Source organism: Sphingobacterium sp. ML3W, assembly GCF_029542085.1.
Classification (GTDB): Bacteria; Bacteroidota; Bacteroidia; order Sphingobacteriales; family Sphingobacteriaceae; genus Sphingobacterium.
This window is the reverse complement of the sequence record NZ_CP107036.1, coordinates 6,470,344-6,494,840: the sequence shown is the minus strand read 5'-3', so window position 1 is coordinate 6,494,840 and position 24,497 is coordinate 6,470,344. Positions and strand designations below refer to the sequence as shown.

The following is a 24,497-nucleotide window of genomic DNA, read 5'->3' as shown; positions in this document are numbered from 1 at the left end:
CAAGACATACGTTTATATTTGGTTATTATCGTTCCATAAAAATGAGAAAATCTTTATTGCAACCCCAATCATAGCGTCTCAATTTTATATCACAGTGTATCAGCAAAACTCTTTTTTTTCTTTTTTATTGACTATTTTTAGAGATACATTATCAATTTTGCGCGTAATAACCCTTATACCTATCCTCTATCTCCTACTTGTATGGACTAACCTACAGGCGCAATCGTTCTATTTTAAAAATTATCAACCCCACGATGGTCTTTCCAATAGTTCTGTTAAGTGTATTACACAAGATACCCAGGGCTTTCTTTGGCTAGGGACAAGGAATGGTCTTAATCGTTTTGATGGCAATCAATTTAAGATATTTAGGCACAATGCTTCAGATCCTACAAGCATCGGGAGTTCGTCTATTTTAAGTATCCTGACCGATAGCAAAGGTATACTATGGGTGGGAACGACACGGGGGACCTATTGTTACAATCCGGTGAAAGAAAACTTCCAGCCCTTCGATAGAATACCGATTGGAGAGGTAAATGCCATACATGAATATGCCGGTTTTATCTGGTTGCTTTCCACGGGAAAACTCTATCGTTATAATCCTTACACGACAGAGATCGTTCCTTTTGATCAAAACAAAAATACCCTAGTGGCCATTACCAGTAGCAAAAAAGGCGGGCTGTGGACCACAGATATTAACAGTACGATAGAACGGTATCAGGTCAACGAAGGTAAGTTTGTTCAAATTGCACTCAAAAAAACAAATCGGAAAGCACTGGCCAACACAAAGACCGTCTACGCCATCAACGACTCCCTGCTCATGGTCGGTACCATCAATTCAGCCTACCTGTTTGATTTTAAAAACGGAACATTAAAAAACTTATTTGCAAACCATTACCCAAAAAAAGTCATCCAGGCAAATTGCATTATCCAACAGACAGAGTCGGTATACTGGATCGGAACAGAGACAGGAATATATACCTATAACATTCATACAGGTCAGAGCCAACACATCAAAAAAGATCTGCTCAATCCATTTGCCATATCGGACAATGCTGTTTTGAATTTCTATCGTGACCGTGAAGATAACATCTGGTTTGGAACATTTTTCGGCGGTTTTAACCAATACAGCAACCAATTCGACAATTTCAAAAAGTACTTATATGGATTTGGAAAATCTGCTTTATCAGGGAATATCGTACATGATATAAAAAAAGATAGCTATGGAAATTTCTGGATAGGCACAGAAGATGGTGGTCTAAATAAAATAGATGGGCAAACACAACAGATTCAGCATTTTGTTGCCAATGGAAAAAAGGGAAGTATTGCACATAACAATGTCCATGGTTTGGCAACAATAGGCGATGAACTCTGGGTAGGCTCCACAACACATGGACTGGATATACTCAACGTAAAGACCGGAAAATTAAAAAAGCACTATGACCGCATCGGTAGCGGCCCGCTACAAAGCAGCTTCGCCGTTTGCATCTTTAAGTCCAGAGACAACAGCATGTTTGTAGGGACAGACCGCGCATTATATGGCTACAATAAACACAGTGACAGTTTTGACGTCCTCCCCATTAAAGCCTGGATACAAGGAATTTACGAAGATGAATATGGCATACTTTGGGTCAACACTTATGGCAGTGGAGTCTACCAGTATAATCGTGGCACGGGCGAGATACAACATTTAAGCTCTGAACAAGGTAAACGGAATACACTCGTCAATAATTACGTCAATGGCTTATTTGAAGACAGTAAAAAAAATCTGTGGTTTTGTACGGAAAGCGGTCTCTCAAAATACCGTCGTGATGGACATTTCACCAACTATCTGACCGAATCGGGTTTACCTTCCAATCAAGTATTTAAAGTATTGGAAGACGATAATAACAGTATATGGATATCAACAGGTGGTGGACTGGTCAGACTGGACGGAAATCTCCCCCATATGGTCATCTATACATCGAGAGACGGGCTTCCCGCGGATCAGTTTAATTATAATTCAGCATTTAAAGATAAGGATGGTACATTATATTTTGGAACCATAAAGGGAATGGTAAGCTTTAACCCGACAAAATCCATTAAGAATAGCTTTATTCCGCCTATTTTCATTAGCGACATTCAGATCAACAACGAGAGCATACCAGTTCGTGAAAATGGCATACTGAAACAATCCATCTCGCTATCAAAAGAGATTCAACTGTCCTATAACAGTTCCAATATCAGTTTTAATATCGCAGCCTTGAGCTTTGTTTCCCCAAAAAGCAATGCCTATCGTTATATCATGGAGGGTTATGATAAGGGCTGGACGGATATTACAGGCAACCAAAAAATATATTACAATAAACTTCCTCCTGGAACCTATACCTTTAGATTTAAAGGAGCTAACAATAATGGAATATGGAATCCAACTGAAAAAGAACTACGTATTGTGGTATCGCCTCCCTGGTGGTTGTCTTCATGGGCATACTTTGCTTATTTCTTCGCTGTTAGCACGATTGTTTTATTGATTTTAAGATATTACTTCCTGCTTATTAAGGCAAATAATGCCCAGAAAATGGATAACTATGAACGCAAAAAAGAACAAGAAGTATATAATCTTAAGCTTGAATTTTTCACCAACCTCGCCCATGAGATCCGTACGCCACTGACTTTGATAAAAATGCCACTCGAGAAAATAATCCGCACACGACAATTCACGGATAGCGAAACAGCAAGCGATCTTGCTCTCATGGAGAAAAATACAAGTAGACTTATCCGTCTCACCAATCAACTTTTAGATTTCAGAAAAGCAGAAACAAATAATATGAGCCTTATTTTCACTAAAACGGATATTAACAGTTTGTTGTCCGATGTATTCAATGATTTGAACTCCCTGGCAAAAGAAAAACTGCTGCATTATGATCTTTCTTTGCCCCGTATTACACTAACAGCCTTTGTAGATGAAGAGGCTCTGCGCAAAATTCTCACAAATTTAATTCATAATGGCATAAAATACGCCGACAATCATGTTCATATCAAGCTGCTTCCATTCAACAGTGATGATATCATGTTTAATATAGAATTTCGAAACGATGGCGAAATCATCCCTTTTGACAAAAGAGAAAAGATATTTGAACCATTTTATCGCCTGAATGAATCTGATAAAGATACTGGTACTGGCATTGGTCTTCCACTCTCCCGCTCACTTGTGGAGCTTCATCAGGGTTCCTTATCGCTAGTTTATACCGAAGAACAAAGAAATATTTTTCTGCTTTCACTTCCTATCTTCCAGGAGCAGTCGCTCGATATCAAACCTTTTCTCGAAGAGAATTACAAGACTGAAGAACGCGGAATGTATGCCAAGGAGGAGGAAACTACTGAAAAACCGGTGATTCTTATCGTCGAAGACAATAAGGAAATACTTGCCTATCTCAACAAGGAACTCAAAATAAACTATACCATTCTAAGAGCTAACAATGGAGCTGAAGCTCTTGAGATATTGGACCGCGACAATGTACAGCTTGTTCTGACAGATATCATGATGCCTATAATGGATGGCATTGCATTATGTAAGCGCATTAAGACAGATATTCTCTACAGCCATATTCCAGTGATATTCCTGACGGCAAAAAACGCACTGGATGCTAAAATTCAAGGGCTGAAGATCGGGGCAGATGCTTATATTGAAAAGCCTTTTTCCATGGAATTTTTAATGGTACAGCTACGTAACATTTTAAACAATCGAAAAATAATTAAAAATTATTTTACCAATTCTCCAAGTACACATTTAGCCGAAATTAATGTTTCCGCGCCAGATAAAGACTTTATAAGTTTGCTCAATACCATAATTTATGACAATATCTCAGATATCGATCTAAATGTCGAAGAACTTGCCAAGTTAATGAATATGAGTCGTCCGACTTTATATCGCAAAATCAAAGGGCTCTCGGACCTGACACCTAATGAACTAATCAACATATCACGTTTAAAGAAGGCAGCCGAACTGCTTACCCAGAAAGAATATAATATTACACAGATCTCCACGATGGTAGGCTACACCGTACAGTCAAATTTTTCCAGAGATTTTCATAAACATTATGGGATGCCACCTAGTACGTATATAGTCGAACACAGTAAACAATAAAAGGAACTACATTTTTACCCGCAGTACTTATTTTTATAAGAAAATTGAAAACCAAGTGAGGGTAAACAAAAAATAGAAACGTTCTTGGTTGCGAACGTTTCTATCCTTCATCTTTATTTACTGCTTACTTTTTGGAACAAAAAAAGCAGCTAAAAACATAAATACCCCAGCAAGTAACAAGCCATAAATCGACTGGCTCTGAAAGAAATATTTTATAATCATACCACCAAAAAAACCACATACGATCTGTGGTAAAGTTATAAAAAAATTAAAAAGCCCCATATACACGCCCATTTTGGATGCCGGCAAATGGTCGCTTAAAATGGCATAGGGCATCGCCAAAATACTTCCCCAAGCAATTCCAATCCCAATCATAGGCAAAATGAGCATATTGGCATCCTTGATCAGAAAAAGTGATATCAATGAAAGTCCACCGACCATAAGACCAAAAGCATGTGTTCTGCTGCGTCCATAGCGCCTGGCGATCTTCGGAATAAATAAGGCATAAATTGCAGAAACCCCATTATAAATCCCAAACAGTACACCCACCCAATTAGCGGCTTCCATATAGAGATCCGTACGATCCCCTTCTTTTAAATAGAATACTGATTCAGCGATAGCTGGCGTGCTGTATACCCACATCATGAATAACGCAAACCAGGAAAAAAACTGAACCCAACCCAATTTCTTCATAACCTGCGGCATTGCTTTGATGTCCCGCAAAATTGTCCGTAGCCCAAAAGCCGTACTGTTTTCTTGAACCTGATCAATATTTTCAGTGAAAGACTGTAGTTCTTTGGGGCTATATTCTTTTGTTTTTAGAACAGACCACAACACCGTACACAAGAGCACAAGTCCACCGGCATAGAAAGAATAAATCACATTTTCAGGTATAGGACCAGCCGCTGTTGTTCCAGAAAAGCCGAAGTACTTGGTAAAAACATAAGGCATTAGCGAACCAACTACTGCCCCCACGCCGATAAGGAAGGTTTGTATAGAAAAGCCAAGACTACGTTGACTACTGGGCAAGTTGTCTCCAATTAAAGCCCGAAAAGGCTCCATCGTCACATTAATCGACGCATCCATAAACATCAGTAAGCCAGCTCCAATCCATAGCGGTGGTAACAACAGCGTAAACATCGCTGCATTCGGCATCAGAAAAAGTGTCAATGTTGTCAGCAACGCTCCCACCAAAATATAAGGTCGACGGCGTCCAAGCGCTGTCCATGTACGATCGCTATAGTGACCAATGATCGGCTGAACAATCATGCCGGTGATCGGCGCCGCTAACCAAAATAACGATAGATGTTCCACATCAGCGCCAAAGGATTGCAAAATACGTGAGGCATTGCCATTCTGTAAGGCAAAGCCCATCTGTATACCTAAAAACCCAAAACTCATGTTAATGACCTGGCTTATACTTAGTTCAGGTTTATTCCCCATAGTAGGCTATCAAAATTTAAAACAAAATACAATTTAATTACCATTTTCAGTTCCATCTTAGCCAAGCGCGAGTGTCATCTTTGCCAAGCTAAAAAAACTGCATTACTTGACCTGCAGTACCTCTCTCGTACTATTTGCAGCCAAAGTAAATGCATCCACTGCTGTCAAAATATTGACTGTTAAATCGCTTTGGTTTTCGATCAGGTAAGACTCGTTGGAAACCGTGATCAACAGGCTTGCCCCACGAAACAGTACACGAAACTTATATCCTTTCCATTCAGAGGGCAGCATTGGATTTAAATACAGCTGTCCATCTTTTATACGCATACCTGCAAATCCTTCAACAATTGTCATCCATGTACCGGCCATTGAGGTAATATGCAATCCATCCTCTGTATCATTATTATAATCATCCAGATCCAGACGTGAGGTTCGCAAATAGAACTCATAGGCTTTGTCGGCTTTATCAAGTTTGGCCGCCAATATTGCATGTACACAAGGAGAAAGCGAACTCTCATGCACAGTAAGTGGTTCATAAAATTCAAAATGGCGTCGCAGCGTATCATCGTCAAAGTGCTCCTCCAGAAAATAAAAGCCCTGTAGCACATCTGCCTGCTTGATATAACAGGACCGCAAGATACGATCCCAGCTCCATTTTTGATTGATGGGACGCTGTGAAGGATCCAAGTCCGCTACCGCAATCAGTTCTTTATCCAAAAAACCGTCCTGTTGCAAATAAATCGCTCTTTTTTCATCATAAGGATAATACAGTTTGTCGATGATATGCCGCCAACCTGCCCTTTCATCTTGCGTTATATCCAATCTTTCCACCACTGTTGCATAAATCTCCGGAGCCGCTGTTCTACATTGTTGTAAACAGTTTAGTGTATATTCCAAACACCAGGAAGCAATTCTATTGGTATACCAGTTGTTATTGACATTATTTTCGTATTCATTCGGTCCGGTGACACCCAGCATGACATATTGTTTTTTTTCCGAACTCCAATTGACCCGTTGTGCCCAAAATCTACTGATCGCAATCAATACATCCAAACCATGAGACCAGATATAATCCGCATCTCCGGTGTAGCGTACGTAATTGTAGATCGCAAATGCGATCGCTCCATTGCGATGTATTTCCTCAAAAGTTATTTCCCATTCGTTGTGGCATTCCTCACCATTGATAGTTACCATGGGAAAGAGTGCTGCTCCCTTATTAAAGCCTAGCTTTTCGGCATTTTCGATGGCCTTATCCAGCTGCTGGTAGCGGTACAACAATAAATTACGAGCAATCTCCGGTGATTGCGTAGCCAAATAAAATGGGATACAATACGCTTCGGTATCCCAGTAGGTAACACCGCCGTATTTCTCGCCCGTAAAACCTTTTGGGCCGATATTAAGCCGTGCATCTGCACCGGTATAGGTTTGATTCAGCTGGAAAATATTGTAACGAATGGCCTGTTGGGCGGCAACATCACCAAAAATCTCAATATCGCTTTCTGCCCAAATTACCTGCCATGCGGCAGCCTGTTTTGCCTTAAGCTGCGCAAAACTATCTTCCCCTAATTGAGCTAAACAAGTCGTAGCCCCTTCCTTTAACTGGTCGACAGCATGGTTTTCAGAGGTGACAATTGCCACTCTTTTCTCGATACAAAGTACCTGTGACTGGACTAGACTCGTGATATATTTCTCAGCCATATAACCAGTCGTTGAAATGAGGCTCTCCGCCTTAATCTGGCTTTCTGGCCCTACGACATAGGTTTCCAATGCAGCACAGGCTACAAATCCGGTCTTTTTGGTCTGTGCAGACATAAATACACTTGTACCCTGCTGTCCCTGAGCCAATGGTTCCCAGAATTTTTCGTCGTAATTACTATCTCTATTCGCGACATCGGCATCCAGAAAAGAAATCACCTGCAATTCCATAGCGGTCGACAGCGCTTGTAGGTTATATTGCAAAGAAGCTGTTTCGGGTGCAAAAAGATGATACATGCGACTGGCCTCCACCTTTACCTCCGCTCCATCAGGCATCACAGCAACAAAACTGCGGTGCAAAATACCCCGTTTCATATCCAACCGGCGTTCAAATGAATTCACCTTAACTTTCGCCAGATCTAATGGCTGGCCGTTGACCGATATCGTCAGTCCGATCCAGTTGAAAGAGTTGATGACTTTAGCAAAATATTCAGGATAACCATTTTTCCACCAGCCTACACGGGTTTTATCCGGATAGTAAATGCCTGCAAGATAAGAGCCCTGTAAAGTCTGTCCACTAAACTGTTCTTCAAAATTGGACCGTTGCCCCATACGGCCATTGCCGATAGAAAAGATACTTTCCGAAAATTCATTATGATCCGGTCTAAACTCATCTTCTATAATTTGCCAAGGATCATGCTTGATATATGTTTTCATACGTTAATTGCTACTATAATTTAAAATTTGTCTACTAGCGCCCTTAGGTCGGCTACTATGCCATCCGCTCCCTTTAAGTTATCGGCTTTTCCAACACCGATAACCTGCATACTAGCAGCCTTAGCAGCATCGATGCCGGCCTGAGCATCTTCGAGCACCAGACAAGATTGAGGTGCTACCGCCAAAGCCTCTGCCCCTTTCAGGAAAACCTCAGGATCTGGCTTAGATGCCTGAACAGCATTTCCGTCGATCAAAGCATCGAAATAATCCACAATTCCGGTTTTCTGAAGTATGTTCAACGCATTTTTGCTGGCCGATCCCAACCCAATCAAAATATTCTTTTCGCGAAGCTTATTGAGCAGATCGAGGCTACCGGGAAGCAGCTGCCCTGGATTGAGCTGTTCGATCAGGCTCAGATACCATTGGTTCTTCTGAACCAGCAGCTGCTCTTTTTCCTGTCCGGATTTTTCCAATCCGGCCCATTTCAAAATAAGCTCCAGCGATTCTACTCTGCTCACACCTTTCAGCTGTTCATTCTCCGCATGCGAAAAAGTATAGCCCAAGCTCGTTGCCAATCTATGCCATGCCTGAAAATGATAGACTGCCGTATCTACCAACACACCATCCAAATCAAATATTACGGCCTTTACAGTATTATAATTAATCATTGAAAAAAAGAACTTTTAAAATCTTAAGTTGTATTAAAATGTTAGGTCAAGTACTTTGGTCTCGTAAGCCCTCAGCTTGATTTTTTGATTAACGGGTGTAATTTTTTGTTGTGTAATAACGTCAACATAAGCTTTCGTTCCCGTATTTCTTTCAGTAAATCGGTCCAATTTGACCTCTTTTTCCTGATCGTTGCAATTCATGACAACCATCACAATTTGCTGATCATTGTAACGGAAATACACATAAACTCCATCTTCAGGTACATATTGCATGGTTTTCCCCGTTTGCAACACGGTATTTTTTTGACGGTAATTGGCCAGACTGCGCACAAAATTCCACATATCCTGCTCTGCTGCTGTCCGTCCCCCGACTTTAAACTTATCGACCTTGTCGCCAGCAAAGCCACCTTGAAAATCTTCTCGTAACAGGCCATCGGGATTGGAAAAGTTTTTCATGAGGATCTCGGCACCATAATACAGCTGCGGAATCCCTCTTGTTGTCAGAAGCCAAGCCATAGCCGATTTATATTTTTGTATATTTTCCCCTATGACCGAGAAAAAACGGTCTTTATCATGGTTATCCAAAAAAAGAACATTTCGATCTGCCTGCGGGTACTGGTAGTCAGATGCCAAAGTGCTATAAAGCTTATTTGCTCCCGCTGTCCATTCGGTTTTTTGATTAAGCGCATCCCCAATTGCATAATTCAGTTGAAAATCCGTCACCCCCATCAGCTTCGAGTCGACATCCTGTCCCACACGCTTCCCGCCTAGAAAATAGGCTTGGTTCGCGACACCATGTACCCAAGTTTCTCCAAAAAAGGTAAAGTTGGGATACTCCTTTTGAATACGATCGGTCCATTTTGCCATAAAATCCAAGTCATTGTAAGGATAAGTATCAATGCGAAACCCATCAATGGCCGCTGTTTCGATCCACCAGATATGACTTTGGGTCAGATAGTTCTGTACATACGTATTTTGCTGATTCATATCTGGCATAGTTGGCACAAACCAACCTTTAACCATCTTCTTTTTGTCATCTGCCGACGCGTAGGGATCAAAAACAGTCTGATCCTTGTAAGTAGTCTGAGTATAGTTCGGCCACTCATTGAGCCAATCCGCCATCGGCTTGTCCTTCACGGTCCAATGATAGCTGCCGATATGATTGGGCACTACATCAAAGATCAGTTTCATCCGACGTTTATGTAATTGCTCTCCCAGCTGCACATAGGTATCATTGCTTCCAAAACGTGGATCTATATGATAAGTCTCTGTATTTGCATAACCATGATACGAGGCCAAAGGCATATCATTAGTCAATACCGGTGTCAACCAGACGGAGGTCACACCAAGATCCTGTAAGTAATCCAATTTACCTATTACACCTTCCAGATCGCCACCATGACGCAGATACATTGAATCCCGATTCAGGCTCATGTCCAACATGCCTTTTACTTGATCATTTGTCTTATTGCCATTTGCAAAACGGTCTGGCATGATCAGATAAATCAAGTCCTTACTGGTCACTCCCTGTGCTTTGATACGCTGATCCCTTTGCTTGAGCTCGTATCGATAGGTCAACTTTTTCTTCCCCAGGCTAAAAGTAAACGTAGACCAACCGGGTTGAGCAGCCGCTTTTACCTTAACATCCAGAAAAAGGTAATTGGGATTCTCTACCCGATTTACTTTGAGCAATTCTATTCCCCTGTCATCCACCTGAACGTCGCTCTTGCCTATGTGGGGTCCATAGACAACCAACTGTACTGTAGGCACCTCCATCCCTGTCCACCAGTTCAGCGGTTCCACACGTTGGATGGATTGCCCCATCAGGGGGCTCCATCCGAGGCTAGTTAGTGCCACAAATACTGTGGTAAATCTTATATTTCTTTTCAGCATATGCACAATTTATTTCTTGGTCAATGTATAAGTATTTGTATTAAGGTCGAAGACAATAGCATAGCTGCCAGCGGTAGTCACCATAATATCTGCACCACCGGCGATAAGACTACCATTTACACCGCCAAAATTGGTTCCCCAATCGTGATTTTTACGAAACTTAAGGGCACCTGCGGTGAGATTAACGGTTAGTTTCCAGACCTGATTCGCATTGTCATACTTCATGTCGGTATCCGCTTCCCAGCCTTTTGGTGTAGCACTACCTATTACACCCCAGCTGTGATCTTTGTATGTAATGGTATTGGCAGTGGTATTGATTTCAAGCTCGAGATTTCCTGCACGTGGTGCTTTAATATTTCCGCCGCCATTATATACAATCTTCCCCGCCTCAGTCTGACCATAAGAATTAGCCCAATTGCGTTCAGATGTAAGCTTAAACTCTAAATTCGCTTGGGGGAAAAAGATAATCCCGCTATAGATCCCATTACTTGTCGGCGAGATCAGCGATTCTGCTGTCTCCGGAACCCATCCCTGATAGGCTCCGACAGCATATAAATAGCTTGTCGATGCATAGGGACTGGCTTTTAACCCGGATAACGCAGAATATACCGCAGCGATTTTGCTGTTGATGCTGGATTTTACGCGGACATCAAAGTCCGATGTCACCCCTGTCGGAACGCCCAAAGCAAGCAAATAACTATTTAGTTCATAACCAGTAAAACCCATTGCAGTACGTCCGCCGGGAATAACGACTTCCTTCACTGTTTTAAAATTGTCCCCCTTGATACCAAACTGTAGCACATTGGCCACTGCTGCCTGATAGCCAAAATCGGCTTGTATCAATGCAATATGTAATACCGTATCGTTTGCGTTATTTTTGGACAGGATCAGACTATTTTTATCCAAAGTCAATGCCGCTGATTTCACCGCATCTGTCGCGTTCAATTTAGCCTGTGTTTCGTCTTTTTTACACCTTTGGAAAGTTGCCAGTAGCAGCACCAATCCTATATAATATATTATTTTCATCTGTAAACAGCTATTTATTATTTTTTTTAAATAAACACCTTTAACCCCTTATATTTATTTGTTCTCCCATCGCTCTGATAGGAGCTGCGAGATTAAAGATTCATCATTAGGTTAATTGTAGCCCGGATTCTGAACGAGATTCACATTGGCGATAATATCTGCGGCGGGAATCGGAAATAGATTTCTGTAGCTTGGTACCGCCTGACCTGCCAACATACCACCTTTAAATGGCCACAGGTAACTGTCACCCGTAAATTTACCGTAGCGAATTAGATCCGAACGTCTAAATCCCTCCCAATACAGTTCTTTTACACGTTCATTAAGGATATCGTCCAAGGAGATATTCGTTAAATTGCCACTGGTATTACCATAGGCCCTTACACGCAATTTGTTTACATAATCAAGTGCCTTAGCAACTGTTCCGCCTGTACCGCCACGAAGGGTAGCTTCGGCATAGATTAAGTGCATTTCTGCCAAACGGATCAATGGGAAATCTACCGAAGCAACAAATCCTTCCGCTGCAACGGGAGCCGTATTATCTTTGTTGACATTGCGGAATTTGGTGACAGCCAAGCCCTGTTTATAGACAGCAATGTCCTCAATTTTAACGCTAGCGTTTAAATGGAACATGGCGCGTTTATCTGTTGCGCCAGAATAGTCGCCAAAAATCGTAGCAATGTTATCGCGGGTTCTGTTGCCTGCCCAGCCACCACCGGGTACACCAAAGGAGCCCGGATTCATCGTTGCGTCAATCGCAGCATTGATCAGGTAGGTTGTACCACCCTTACTTTGGGTCTTGGTACCATCATAAGGTAGATAAAAGATAAATTCAGGATTGTTCAGGTCATTATCTGCATAAAACAACTGCCGATAATTCGTTCCTAAACTATAACCCGAATTCAATACTTTTTCGGCATAGGTAATCGCCTCTGTATATTTTTTAGTGCCAGTCCCTAGATAGACTTCGGCATTGAGGTATAGTCTGGCCAGTAGTCCCCAGGCCGCAACCTGGTCTACACGACCATAAACATTCTTTTTACTTCCTTTAAGCTGATCTGCCACAGCCAACAACTCTTTTTCCACATAGGCAAAAAGATCAGGCCTTTTGATCTGTGGCGGGGCAACTTTGCCCACAGCGGTTTCCTCCGTCACAAATGGCGGATTGCCAAATAGGTCAAGCAATACCCAATAATTATAAGCGCGTATAAAGCGGGCTTCAGCACGATAGTAAGCGATTTCAGCTTTATCGGCTTCCGAGATACCGCGTTCACTCAGCTTTGCATCGGTGCTTTCTCTCAGAAATTCATTTACCAGTGTCGCGGTATATACACAGCGTGTATAGAGGCCCCGCAGCATAGGATTGCTATCATCAAAATTGAGGTAATCCAAACCGCTAATTCCGGGATCGTTCAGCCAGGCGCAGGCGGCTTCGTCGGTCGTCAGCTCCTGTGCATTCCAAAAAAGACGCAAAAAGTCGGATGTCCCCGCATCCAAACCACCCAGATCTGTATTATTTGGGCCTGAAGTGCTCGTTAATGTCAGTGAACCATACAATCTTGCAAAAGCCTGTGTATAGCCGGTAAAATCTTTATATGCCACTTCAGCAATCACATCATTGGTGGGCTTGAGATCCAAATCTTTATGGCAACTTGATAGCGCCAGTGCTAACAAACAAGCCGATATATATTTATTTAATTTTTTCATTTTATGCGCAGTTAATACACGATTTAAACATTCTTCTTTTCCTAAAAATTGACATTGATACCCAATACATAGGTACGTGGTCGTGGATAAAAACGGTCATCAATACCATTGGAGATCTCCGGATCTACACCTTTATATTTCGAAACAGTGAAGACATTCTGCACCGTTGCCGAAATCGAAAGATTCGCTTTGCTGTTTCGAATAAATTGTCCAAGCTGATACGAGACATTGATATTATCCATTTTCAGAAAAGAGGCATTTTTGATATAATAATCACTCTGAAGCTGTTTTTCTTTGAAATTGCTATTCAGAAAATCTACTGGTGCATTGTTGATCACCAGGGAAGCCTGGTCAATGACATTGTAGCTGCTGCCAAAATTGGAAGACACGTTGTCGTACACATAGTTATCCAAATTTGCGCGTAGTGTCGTTGCCAAGGACCATTTCTGGTAAGCATATGCAGCTGTAAATCCCAATAGATATTTTGGAAGCGGTGATTTGTACATATAACGATCACTATCACTGATCACTCCATCACCGTTCCGGTCTACATACAAACCCTCTACTGGCTTTCCCTGTTCATCATATACCTGCTGAAATGCTCTAAAACTATAAGGGGTGTAACCTACCTGATGGGCCTGAATATTATTGCCTGTCCCACCGCGGATACCCCCCGTTTCAATCATAAAATTCGGATCATCGGACAGGGTCAGGTTGGTGACTTTACTCCTGTTGTAAGTCAAGTTGAAGCCCAGATCCAAGGTCGATTTCTCCGATTTGACAGGGACAACATGCAGGTTCAACTCCAGCCCTTGATTTTCCATATTACCGACGTTGGTCAACAGAAAATTGCTAAAGTTAGACCCCACAGCTATCGGAATAGTACTCAAAAGATCCCTGGTCTTTTTCGAATAGTAATCTACACTCCCGTAGATACGGTTGTTGTTAAAACCAAAATCAATACCTGCATTATATGTTGTGGTGCTTTCCCAGCGGATATCACCATCATAGACCACGGGTGAATACAAATAATAGTATTCATTTCCAAAACGATACATGGACTGATTACCCCCGATTGTATAATTAGGCAAGTAAGAATAATTGGCGATACCGTCCTGCTGTCCTGTTTTTCCGTAGCTTAGACGGAACTTAAGGTCCGAAAGTGCAGCAATATCTTTCAGTAAACGCTCATTTTTGGCGCGCCAAGTAAAACCTACAGAAGGGAAATATCCCCATCGGTTATCGGGACTAAACCTTGAGGAACCGTCAGTACGTAATGTTCCAGAGAGTACATAGCGATTATCATAGGTATAGATCAAACGACCGTAGTAAGAGATTAATAAGTTCTCAGGTCTATCAAAAGGAAGATTGACTGATGTCAGTACCTCACCAGCCTCATTGGTCCGATCGAAATTATAAGCTTTGGTACTGTTTTTATAGTAGCCATAGCCTAGTGTCGCGTCTATATTACTTTTTATTTCCGGTAATTCCTTATCATATTTCAAATAGAATTCAAGCGTTTTGTTGTTAATATCCGTTTTATATTCCGTGCGTTCACCACCTTCATTAAAATTACGCGCTGCAATCGCCGGTGTAAATGTATTTCCCTTAGACCGGGCCAGATCGTAGCCTACATTTAAGTTAGCATGTAATTCCGGAAGGAAGTGGAAACTATAGTCGACTTTCGCGTTACCAATACTTCGGAAGACATCCCCTTGATCTTTGCGTAGCTCCAGCAATGCCAATGGGTTTCGGGGGGCATTGGGATTTGGCTTTCCGCCTTGTATCCATTCGAAATAACCTCCAAAGCTATTTTTGTCATCCACATAAACGCGTTGTGTCGGATCGAATTGAATGGCCGAACCAATGGCATCCTGTGTTGCGAACCTGGATTTTGACCAGGTACCACGAACATTCACATCTAAGGAGAGGTGATTGTCGAGAAATTTCGGCGTCAGAGCCAAAGCTGCTGTTGTCCTTTTAAGGTTATCATTTTTCAGCACCCCATCCTGATTCATGTATCCCGCTGAAATCCGATAAGGCATGTTCCCGGCTTTGGAGGCAATATTGATGTTGTTGTCCGTGGTAAATGCATTGCCATAGATCACATCCTGCCAATCAGTATTGGCCTCCCCCAGAAGCTTTTTCATGGCATCGGTTCCATTTGTATTGACATAGTCGCGAATCTGATCCGCTGTAAGCAGGTCCACTTTTTTACCTACCGTGGCCAAGGAATTTTGTGTCGAAAAATTGATTTGCGTACCCGAACGACTCCCTTTTTTTGTTGTGATCAGAATAACGCCATTGGATGCCCGTGAACCATAAATGGCTGTTGCGTTCGCATCTTTCAGAATGGTAAATGTCTCAATGTCATTGGGGTTGATAAGGCTTAAGGGGTTAGCTACGCCCGATACAGATCCGCCAGCTAAGGGAACACCATCTACGACGATCAATGGATCATTGCTGGCATTCAATGAGGCACCAGTACGAATACGGATCGTGCTACCTGCTCCCGGTTGACCACCGCTTGTAGTGATCTGTACACCGGGGACTTTACCCATAATTAATTGCTCGGGTGAAGAAATCTGTCCCTTTTGAAAGTCTTTGGAAGTAACTGTACTGATCGAACCAGTAAGTTCACTTTTTTTCTGCGTACCATAACCGATCACGACCACTTCTTCCAATTGACTTGCATCTGCTTTGAGATATAAGTTTAAGGGATTACTGCCATCTTTTACCTGAATCAAGGTATCGAGTGCTGTATAACCGACCATGCTTACTTTCAGCCGTAATTTCCCAGCTTTCAGTCTATCCAAGCTAAAATCCCCGTTGGCATTGGTAGACAGTGATTTTTGAATCTCCTCGAAACGCAGTGTCGCGCCTACCAAGGAAACTCCTTTTTGATCCATTACTTTTCCCTGAAGCGTGGCTTGCTGCGCAAATGCCGTGGCACTCACCCCGAGTAACATGTTCAAGGCCCAAAATGGACGTAATAGCTGTTTGTTCATAAAATAACTGTTTATTTATTTAGTTTAGTTTTGTTCTCCCCCGAGCTATGCACCTGATCAGGTGCTCATATTTTTTGATTGGACTGTTTCAGATAATCGGCTAAAGAATTACCCTCCCACAGTAGGCATAGTGCCTGCGGTAATCTAAAGCCAATGAAGCGTTCGCTCCACGGGCCATTCCCCTTTGCCTGATCAAACGGAAGCAGCGCGTTTATGCGTACCTGTTCAGTAGTTATATTCTCCTTTTTATTTGCATGTGAAGACAAAAGGATAATCATCCAGAAATACCCTATTAAGTGAGAGATATGCTTCCCCATCGATAATTAGCTTTGATTGGAAGAGGAAATGGGAACGTTCCCGAAATCAATGTAAAAAGAAATCGCTTTCAAGCGATTTGCTGATTTACCCTATCCAATGTTTTATACAAATTGATTATTTAATTATCACCGGGAATGTTCCCGATGATAAATCAAAGCTAAATAATGGTTCAACGAAAACCAAATATTTTTTGATTTATTTCAAGCTAGATTTTTGAAAAATAAGCTGAGAATCAAGATAAACCGAATTAGCAAACTTTTCATTACTGGGGTTTTCCATCTTATCCAGCAGGAATTTTGTAACCAATTCTCCCATCTCATAGGCAGGTTGTTTGACAAGGCTGAGTGCAGGATCTATCAAATCTGCAATATCCAAACAAGAAAAACATATTATTTTCAGCTGTTCGGGTATATGTATCTTTAACTGTTTTGCTACCCGTATGCTGGAGATTGCAAGTCGTTCAACCGATGCGAATATGGCATCGGGTTTTTCCTGTTCGATAAGGTTTTTTATATCAGTCATATTCTGTTCAGCATCATTGACCGTATCCAGGATCAGTTTGGGGTTAATCTGAATTCCTGCCTCCAAAAGGGCTTTCTCGTACCCATCTTTACGCACTTTACCAATAGATATATTGGGATCTATAGCTAGGTAAGCAATTTTTTTGCAGTCATTTTCAATCAAATGCTTCGTCGCCAGATAAGCTGCTTCCGCGTCGTTACCGGTCACATAGCCTCCTTTCCAGTCATCGTAGGCACGGTCGAAAAACATGACAGGTATCCCCCGTTCTTCCAGTAGCTGGATATGCGAATGATCTTTTCCTTCGCCAGATGCCGAGAGAATCACTCCATCAACGCGTCCATTAGCCAGCGAGCGTACAATAGAAGCTTCATTATGAACCTGATGATCAGTCACATAAATTAACGTATGATAACCTTTAGAACGTGCCACAGCCTCTATCCCTTTAATCGCCTGCGAGAAAAATTTATTCCCAAATTCAGGAATAATAATTGCAATTGTCAGACTCTTATTCGCTTTGAGACTGCTCGCGTACACATTTGGAGAAAAGCCTATTTCCTCGGCCATAGCCAATATACGAGCTTTGGTAGCTGGATTAATATCCACATTATCCCGAAAAGCACGGGAAACCGTGGATTTTGACAAGCCTAGTCTTTTGGCCAGATCTATTATAGTTAATTGAGACATATCAAGGTTTCATTTGCTATTGTGTGCTTCATAATTGCTTTATGCAAATAACGCAATTATCCCTCCAGAATAAAAAATTCTTTTCCGGTTTCGCTACTTTAATTATTGATCATATCATGCCTCATTTGCCAAGCTTCCTTTTCAGATATATTAACATATTTTTTAAAGACAACTTTATACAAAACAGCCCCAGCAATATATATTTGCCGGGGCTGCTCTGGCTCAACTGTTAAAAACAGTCGGTACAATTGTACTTATCCTATTAACTTATTCCTGCACCGGCACCAACGTAAGCGATGCAATCTCTGGCAACATATCACCTTCAATTGCCGTTGCCTGTAATGTAACCCTGGTGCTCGGCTCGCCGATAACCTGCTGCGATACTTCAACTGTACCCAGTTCCATCTCTTTAAATCCTTTTCCATTTTCCGTACCAAAAGCAAATGGAAGCTGCTGTCCAAGTGCCGAAAGTATCACCTTACCTTTATGTTTTGCATTTGGCAAATAACTGATCAATACACGGTATTTACCTGGTTTTTGGATTTTGATGTCCCAATAGATCCGGTCATTGCTATCTTTCCATTGTCCGATGGCATTTGGACGATTGGGGTCATGTGTCGTTGCACCAATGATTTTAAGTCCTTTTCCATCTAGCAATTTAGCGTTATTTGCATTCATCACAATACGTCCATCCGCCTGAGTCTGCGTCAGATTCTCTTCCACATCTGGTTTTCCCTGAATTTCGACAACAATTACCTTCGGTCCTTTTTCAATGTCGAAAGCATCAACTGGAATCACAGGTCTCCCCTTATCCACCACAACCTTCAGCTTGTTTTTTGGATTTGCCAACGCATAGGCAACAGCGACTTTGTTTTTGATCGGTAGATCAATTTTTCCGCTGGCAGGTCGATCAAATATATGTAAATACAATTTACCTTCTTTTTGCGTGCAATAGCCCCAGTCCAATGCCTGAAAAGGACTTGCTGTGGTACCATAGATTGCCTCCTTATTGATCTGCATCCAATCACCTATACGCTCCATAATTTTAATCGCTGGTGCAGGGATAGCTCCATCCCCATCAGGCCCTACATTGAGCAGAAAATTACCACCTTTGCTTACCGTTTCTACAAATAATTGCATGATTTTAGGAAAGCTCTTCCAATTTTGATCGTGCGCACTATAGCCATAACTTTCGTTCATTGTATGGCTAACCTCCCAATCCATGCCCGGAAGTCCTGTTGGCGGAATATATTTTTCAGGGGTTCCAATATCACCATTTTTGTTTTCTAACCCATCCCAAAACCGGTTGTTGATAATGATATTGGGTTGCCATTTGATCAGATCTGTCAACATGCGTTTTGTTCCCCAAGCCTCACCTTGATGCTGTTTGCTGCTAAAGTCAGGCCAGAGCATATCCAGTGGACCGTAATTCTGAGCAAGTTCTTTGACCTGCCCATAGAGATATTCCTTGTAGCGGTCATGATCAGGTTTATGATTGTCTGTGTTAGGATTCAGATTAAAAGCTTCGTAGGAATCTGGATGCTGCCAGTCGAGCAAAGAATAATAAGCACCTACTTTCAGTCCCTCCTGGCGAAATGCGGTCATGATCTCTTTATATAAATCCCTACCTTTGGGGGATAAGTTTGCACTTCCTGTAATCTCATTTTTTACAGCATATGGTTGCTGGCTATTAAATAGGCTAAAGCCTTCATGATGTCTGGAAGTCAATACCATATATTTCATTCCTGCTTTTTTGGCCAGACGTGCCCAGGCTTTAGGTTCAAACGAACGTAGGGTGAACTTTGGTTTCAGCACCGCAGCGTACTGCTTGCTGGGGATTTTCCCCCAGGTCTGGATCCATTCAGCGTAATGTTGAGGATATTGCTTTCCTTCAAAACTACCTCCAGCAGCACTATACAGCCCCCAGTGGATAAAAAGTCCAAAACGTGCTTCTCTAAACCATTCCATCCGTTTATTCTGGCTTTCGGTCCATCCGGGCACACCTTCATAAGGTATTGATTTTGTCTGGGCAAATGATCCCTCGGTCATACACAAAAGCATTCCCACTGCCGCTGCGCATTTCCATTTAAAAAAATTAAGTGTCATTATTATATTGTGTTATACATAAAAGTTCATCGCAAAAGCGCCTTCGCTAAAAAGTAAATTGGCGTTACAAATTAGGTCTAGTATTTGTCATCCCGCAAAACAACTGTTAAATATATCAAATCGAAACTAGTCTTTAAAATTATTCTAGCTAATCAGGTATTTATTTTACAATGTGATAGTAACCTGATTGCGATCGGCTTAGGCCATAAAACAAAGGGGCCTTTTTAAAAAAAGGCCCCTTTGTTTTATGCGTAAATTGTTTATTTGTCCCTGAATGTGGCAATATTTATATCCCGAAATATTAGGTTATTATCGCCCACTATACGTATCCGTGTAATTGGTTCCTCTGGAAAAAACAAGCTTGTCATTGCGGTTAATCCACCGTCAGCAAAGAGCTCTACAGAACTGACATCGATATATAGGCTTAATGATAATGTTTCGCTTTTGGATAGTCGTCCTGCTGTGCTTCTTTTTGGGAAATCTGCATTGAAAGCAATTTCCCCGGATTTTGAACGATCAATATAATATGCATCCTGATCTTTGACATAACCGACAACCAACTCATTTCCAATAGCATTAGACAAAATAAGTTTAAAATTCTGTACTTTTAGCTTATTGATCTCCAACCGAAATGCTTGCGACAGCTGCTCCTGTACAGTGAGCTCTTTGGATTGATTTGCCTGATATTTTTTTACAGACTGAAATGCTTTAGTCACCTCGGGTGCTGCATTGCTGCTTACATAATATTTTTGATTTATCTTTTGCAAAGCTAGTTCACGCGGGATTGTCGAAGATGAGCGCCAGCGCGTCGTTGGCACCACATTGGCATATTGCCAGTTACTCATCCAACCGATCATCAGGTGCCGCTCTCCTAAATTGCTCCAAGTTACACCCGCGTAATTATCTGGTCCCCAATCCAGCCATTTGATTGATGTATCTGCTGGCTGGAATTGATGCCCATCGAAATCACCTACAAAATACTGTGTTACCGAACCACCATTGGGGCCTCCCGGATTGATGCTGACCAATAATACCCATTTGGTTTCACCTTGATATTTCATTGGAATCAGGTCAGGACATTCCCAGACTCCACCATGTGCTCCCACTTCCTTACCAAATTCGCTCTCCTTTTTCCACTCTTTTAAATCTTTGGATGAATAAAAGGTAATACAATCTTTAGTTGCCAGGGTCATAATCCAGCTTTTTGATTTTTCGAACCACATCACCTTTGGATCCCGAAAATCCCAAATCCCTGGATTTGGCAATACCGGGTTGCCTTTATATTTGGTCCAGGTTACTCCCTGATCCAGGCTATAGGCCAAACTCTGATTTTCGTGTAGGCCGGTTTTACGGTCTTCCTCTTGATGATTATGATGCGTAAAAATAGCAACCATAGCCCCCTTTCCAAAACCAGCGGTATTATTCTTATCAATCACTGCACTTCCCGAAAAGATCGTTCCCAAGCTATCGGGATACAAAGCAATTTTTTGTTCGTCCCAATGAATCAGATCCTTACTAATGGCATGCCCCCAGTGCATGGGTCCCCAAACAGATTTTTCGGGGTTATGCTGAAAAAAGAGATGGTAATTCCCATTAAGATACACCATTCCATTGGGATCATTCATCCAGCCCTGTTTGGGGGTAAAATGGAAGATCGGCCGGTATTTTTCAACAGCCTGATTCATGTCTCGCTGTCCTACTTGAGCAAAAGCTGAACTCAACAAACTCGCAAAGAGCATGATGGTTCCATATTTCTTTATTCTATCCATATCTTATTAAGTTTTATATCACATTATCTTCACCGGGCCTTATCCGATAAAATAATTAAAATTCTTATGATTTCTCTACTTTCAATGTATTGACTTTGATCGTACCCTGATCTGCATAAATGGTCCAGGGGTTCTGATCCATTTTATAGATCCGATTGGTAAAAGCAACATTATTATTTACGTAAACCACACAGATCGATTTCTCGATTACAATTTTTACATCAAAGACCTTATTGGCAGGCACAATCAATGGCGTAAAATTAAGTTCTGTTTTACCGGCGGTTCCGCCTAGAACCGTTTCTCGATTCATAAATAGTGCAGGCATACCCCAACGGTTTGAAGACGTCAGATCAAAGGCAATACTATACAGCTCCGAAGGATTGTCACATGCGCCAAAGGTGAAACCGAAATGATCTGACTGCGAAGCATCTATTGTCAGCGACATTTTAACGCTAGCTGTATTACGGTTGAATCGTGCATAACTTCTTGCGTCAGACTGTGCTGTAATATTGTATGTTTTATTATTTTCAGAAACATTTCCAACTGCATTCAGCTTTTCAAAAGCCAATTCTTTATTAAACTTATTGTTTATTGCAGCAGGAATAGTTGGATACAATCTCCCCGTCGGTCCCTGAACTAATTTATGCGAAATTAAACTTCCTGACCAAGGTAATTCATTGTTGGTGTTCACCGTCTGACCTGTTGAACACCAACCCGAGAAATAGCGCGTCGTTCCATCCGTAGCTGTCTTGCCAGCATATAGAAATAAACCATCGAAAGTTTCATGATGACCATCTGCATCACGACAGATCCTCCAGGGGCCATCCGGAGATTCAGCAATTCGATAAAAAGTCTTCCGGTGCTCATCCCTATTTATCCGTGAAAATGTTAAATACCATTTACTGCCGATTTTAAATATATCTGGACATTCCAATATTTCAGCATCCGTTTCAATCTCATGTTTACCTACTGCGGATGCTGCAGTCGCTAGCAGCGGATCTATGATAGACCAGCTGTTCAGATCCGTGGATACATACCGTGCAATCGCCCCTTTGCCATCCTTACGGGTCGTGACCAGCATCACATAGCTACCGCGACTTTCGTCCCAGTATACATGTGGATCCCTAAAATTATTCTGGTCATAGCCCACGGCGGCCTGTATTTTCTCCACAGGCTGTTTCGTCCAGTTCAGCAAGTCGGCCGATGTTGCGACCATCACTTTTTCAGCCGGATTCAGGTTACCGTTATGACCAGTATAAAAACAGTAGTAAGTCTGACCTCTCTTAATAAAGCTGCCTGTTCCAATCCATTCATCCTGACTTCCGGTAGTGCCAGCAGGCAATATTTCCATAAAGCCTTCAAATGTTGCATAATCACTGGTTTTGGTAACATAGATCGGGTGGCGATTTGCATTTTCGTAGAGATAGAACAAATAGTACTTTTTGTCATCGGTATTATAATAAGGCATTGGATCACCGACAAATCCTTGCTGCGGCTTATAAAAAGTCTGAAACAGACCTGCCTCTTGTGTCGCAATACAGGAGGTAGATCGGTCTACCGAAGCATTGTCATCAGGTTTGTCAACAGGCAGGGTCTGATCCCCACTTTTACAGCTCGTCAGCAATGCTATAAAGCATAATGCTGGAAATAAATACAAGTTAGTTTTCATTTAAAATCTCCTAATAAAACCATATTCCAATTATTTACTCCGGCTATTCTTTTGGCAATGCCTTCAACTCATCCCAATACATCCGTTGGGTTGGGAAAACCACCGGCTGTCCGTTGGGATGTTCATGTGGCATCACAAGTATATTATTGATGGTTGCTGTTCTCCCAGCAGGAACCTCAAAGATCAACTCCTGCCATTCACCGATATGTGCTTTCACATATCTTGCCCGTAGCCAATCTTTATTCTGTTCGCCATCCGATTGAATCTCCAGCTGTACATCTCCTTCCACATCTTTCAATACCATAATGGAGAAACGGTTGTACGCTGCAGGGTTAATATTCACCTTATTGGCATTCCATAATGCGCCACCGTGCCAGCCAGCTCCTGTTTCAGCATCTCTGATAAAGGATGCACAGAAAGCTGTGCTGTTGGTACCTTTCGTTTTTGGATTAGAATAAGGTGAGTCTACACCGTTTACACCCAAACCATCGAAATGTGGCACAACAGTTTCACCATTATAAATTGTCAGTACCGGCTTTGGTTCCTCGCCGAGTACGGCCGTTACCGTATATTGAAATGTTTGTCCCATATAGGTAAGCGTATATTTTACTGGGGAACTCAGATTCACAAATCCGCCTAGTCCCGGTGCAATGCTTGCTCCCGATGTAAACTCGACAGATGGTGTAAGATTTTTCAAATCTGTTCCCAATGGTAGATAAATTTTGATTTGCTTATTTTGCTGGTCAATTAGTCCTGAGCGGTCTCCGATACGAAAAGCCGTTATTTCCGCCTTTATTTCTCTGACAGTAACCTGATAAGTATTATATAAATTGCCGTTATACACACGATATGTAACTGGTTTCGTCGAAGAAAAAGAAAAATTTTGCGCCATGCCCGAAGCTGGAGATACCTTCGCTTCACCCGGCAATACAATTACAGGAGCAAGCGCTGATAGATCTGTCCCTGCCGGTACCAGCACGCTGATGCTGCCTTTGTGCTGATCTATCGTCCCTGTGGCAGTGCCAACTTTAAAAGACAAGATATCTACGTCCGCATGTAGATCAAGAGCGCTTTCAACGTCCTGTTTACAAGCTGAAAACAACCCTATAAGCAGAAGCCCCAATCCGATGTTATATTTTAATGTTCTCATTG

At 41.9% G+C, this 24,497-nt stretch carries 14 protein-coding genes; 1 reads left to right on the top strand and 13 read right to left on the bottom strand.

The genetic code is table 11. The annotated features are described in order from the left end of the window. Window positions 1-157 precede the first annotated feature (157 nt). Entirely contained in the window at window positions 158-4,123 is a 3,966-nt protein-coding gene (locus OGI71_RS26785; RefSeq protein WP_282253234.1) for a two-component regulator propeller domain-containing protein, read from the top strand. A gap of 117 nt (window positions 4,124-4,240) precedes the next feature. On the opposite strand, the gene OGI71_RS26780 is transcribed toward OGI71_RS26785, so the two are convergent. The 13 genes from OGI71_RS26780 to OGI71_RS26720 form a co-directional block, all read right to left on the bottom strand. Then, window positions 4,241-5,566: an MFS transporter gene (locus tag OGI71_RS26780; RefSeq protein WP_282253233.1), complete on the bottom strand. Its 1,326-nt coding sequence runs from the start codon at window positions 5,564-5,566 to the stop codon at window positions 4,241-4,243. A 102-nt stretch (window positions 5,567-5,668) separates the two neighbouring features. Beyond that, window positions 5,669-7,978 (bottom strand): family 65 glycosyl hydrolase domain-containing protein, encoded by a 2,310-nt coding sequence (locus tag OGI71_RS26775; RefSeq protein WP_282253232.1) that lies wholly within the window; start codon window positions 7,976-7,978, stop codon window positions 5,669-5,671. A gap of 20 nt (window positions 7,979-7,998) precedes the next feature. Continuing rightward, the gene (pgmB, locus tag OGI71_RS26770) at window positions 7,999-8,646 is read right to left on the bottom strand and encodes a beta-phosphoglucomutase (protein ID WP_282253231.1); all 648 of its coding nucleotides are present in this window, start codon (window positions 8,644-8,646) and stop codon (window positions 7,999-8,001) included. A gap of 33 nt (window positions 8,647-8,679) precedes the next feature. Then, window positions 8,680-10,539: a glycoside hydrolase family 13 protein gene (locus OGI71_RS26765; RefSeq protein ID WP_282253230.1), complete on the bottom strand. Its 1,860-nt coding sequence runs from the start codon at window positions 10,537-10,539 to the stop codon at window positions 8,680-8,682. Window positions 10,540-10,548: 9 nt separating this feature from the next. Next, the gene (locus tag OGI71_RS26760; protein ID WP_282253229.1) at window positions 10,549-11,565 is read right to left on the bottom strand and encodes a SusE domain-containing protein; all 1,017 of its coding nucleotides are present in this window, start codon (window positions 11,563-11,565) and stop codon (window positions 10,549-10,551) included. Between the two features lie 111 nt (window positions 11,566-11,676). Then, a complete protein-coding gene (locus tag OGI71_RS26755) occupies window positions 11,677-13,269 on the bottom strand; it encodes a RagB/SusD family nutrient uptake outer membrane protein (protein WP_282253228.1) in 1,593 nt (530 codons plus the stop codon). Between the two features lie 41 nt (window positions 13,270-13,310). Continuing rightward, window positions 13,311-16,277, bottom strand: coding sequence for a SusC/RagA family TonB-linked outer membrane protein (locus OGI71_RS26750; RefSeq protein WP_282253227.1), 2,967 nt, complete (start codon window positions 16,275-16,277; stop codon window positions 13,311-13,313). Between the two features lie 65 nt (window positions 16,278-16,342). Then, complete coding sequence (locus OGI71_RS26745) at window positions 16,343-16,594, bottom strand: hypothetical protein (protein WP_282253226.1); 252 nt, start codon at window positions 16,592-16,594, stop codon at window positions 16,343-16,345. Between the two features lie 196 nt (window positions 16,595-16,790). Further along, window positions 16,791-17,801 (bottom strand): LacI family DNA-binding transcriptional regulator, encoded by a 1,011-nt coding sequence (locus OGI71_RS26740; RefSeq protein WP_282253225.1) that lies wholly within the window; start codon window positions 17,799-17,801, stop codon window positions 16,791-16,793. A gap of 267 nt (window positions 17,802-18,068) precedes the next feature. Then, window positions 18,069-19,907 carry an alpha-L-fucosidase gene (locus OGI71_RS26735; RefSeq protein ID WP_282253224.1) on the bottom strand — a complete coding sequence of 613 codons (1,839 nt, stop codon included), beginning with the start codon at window positions 19,905-19,907 and terminating at the stop codon, window positions 18,069-18,071. Between the two features lie 260 nt (window positions 19,908-20,167). Beyond that, complete coding sequence (locus OGI71_RS26730; RefSeq protein WP_282253223.1) at window positions 20,168-21,676, bottom strand: glycoside hydrolase family 32 protein; 1,509 nt, start codon at window positions 21,674-21,676, stop codon at window positions 20,168-20,170. Window positions 21,677-21,740: 64 nt separating this feature from the next. Beyond that, window positions 21,741-23,345 carry a glycoside hydrolase family 32 protein gene (locus tag OGI71_RS26725; RefSeq protein WP_282253222.1) on the bottom strand — a complete coding sequence of 535 codons (1,605 nt, stop codon included), beginning with the start codon at window positions 23,343-23,345 and terminating at the stop codon, window positions 21,741-21,743. A 43-nt stretch (window positions 23,346-23,388) separates the two neighbouring features. Then, the gene (locus OGI71_RS26720; RefSeq protein ID WP_282253221.1) at window positions 23,389-24,495 is read right to left on the bottom strand and encodes a hypothetical protein; all 1,107 of its coding nucleotides are present in this window, start codon (window positions 24,493-24,495) and stop codon (window positions 23,389-23,391) included. Between the last annotated feature and the right edge of the window lie 2 nt (window positions 24,496-24,497).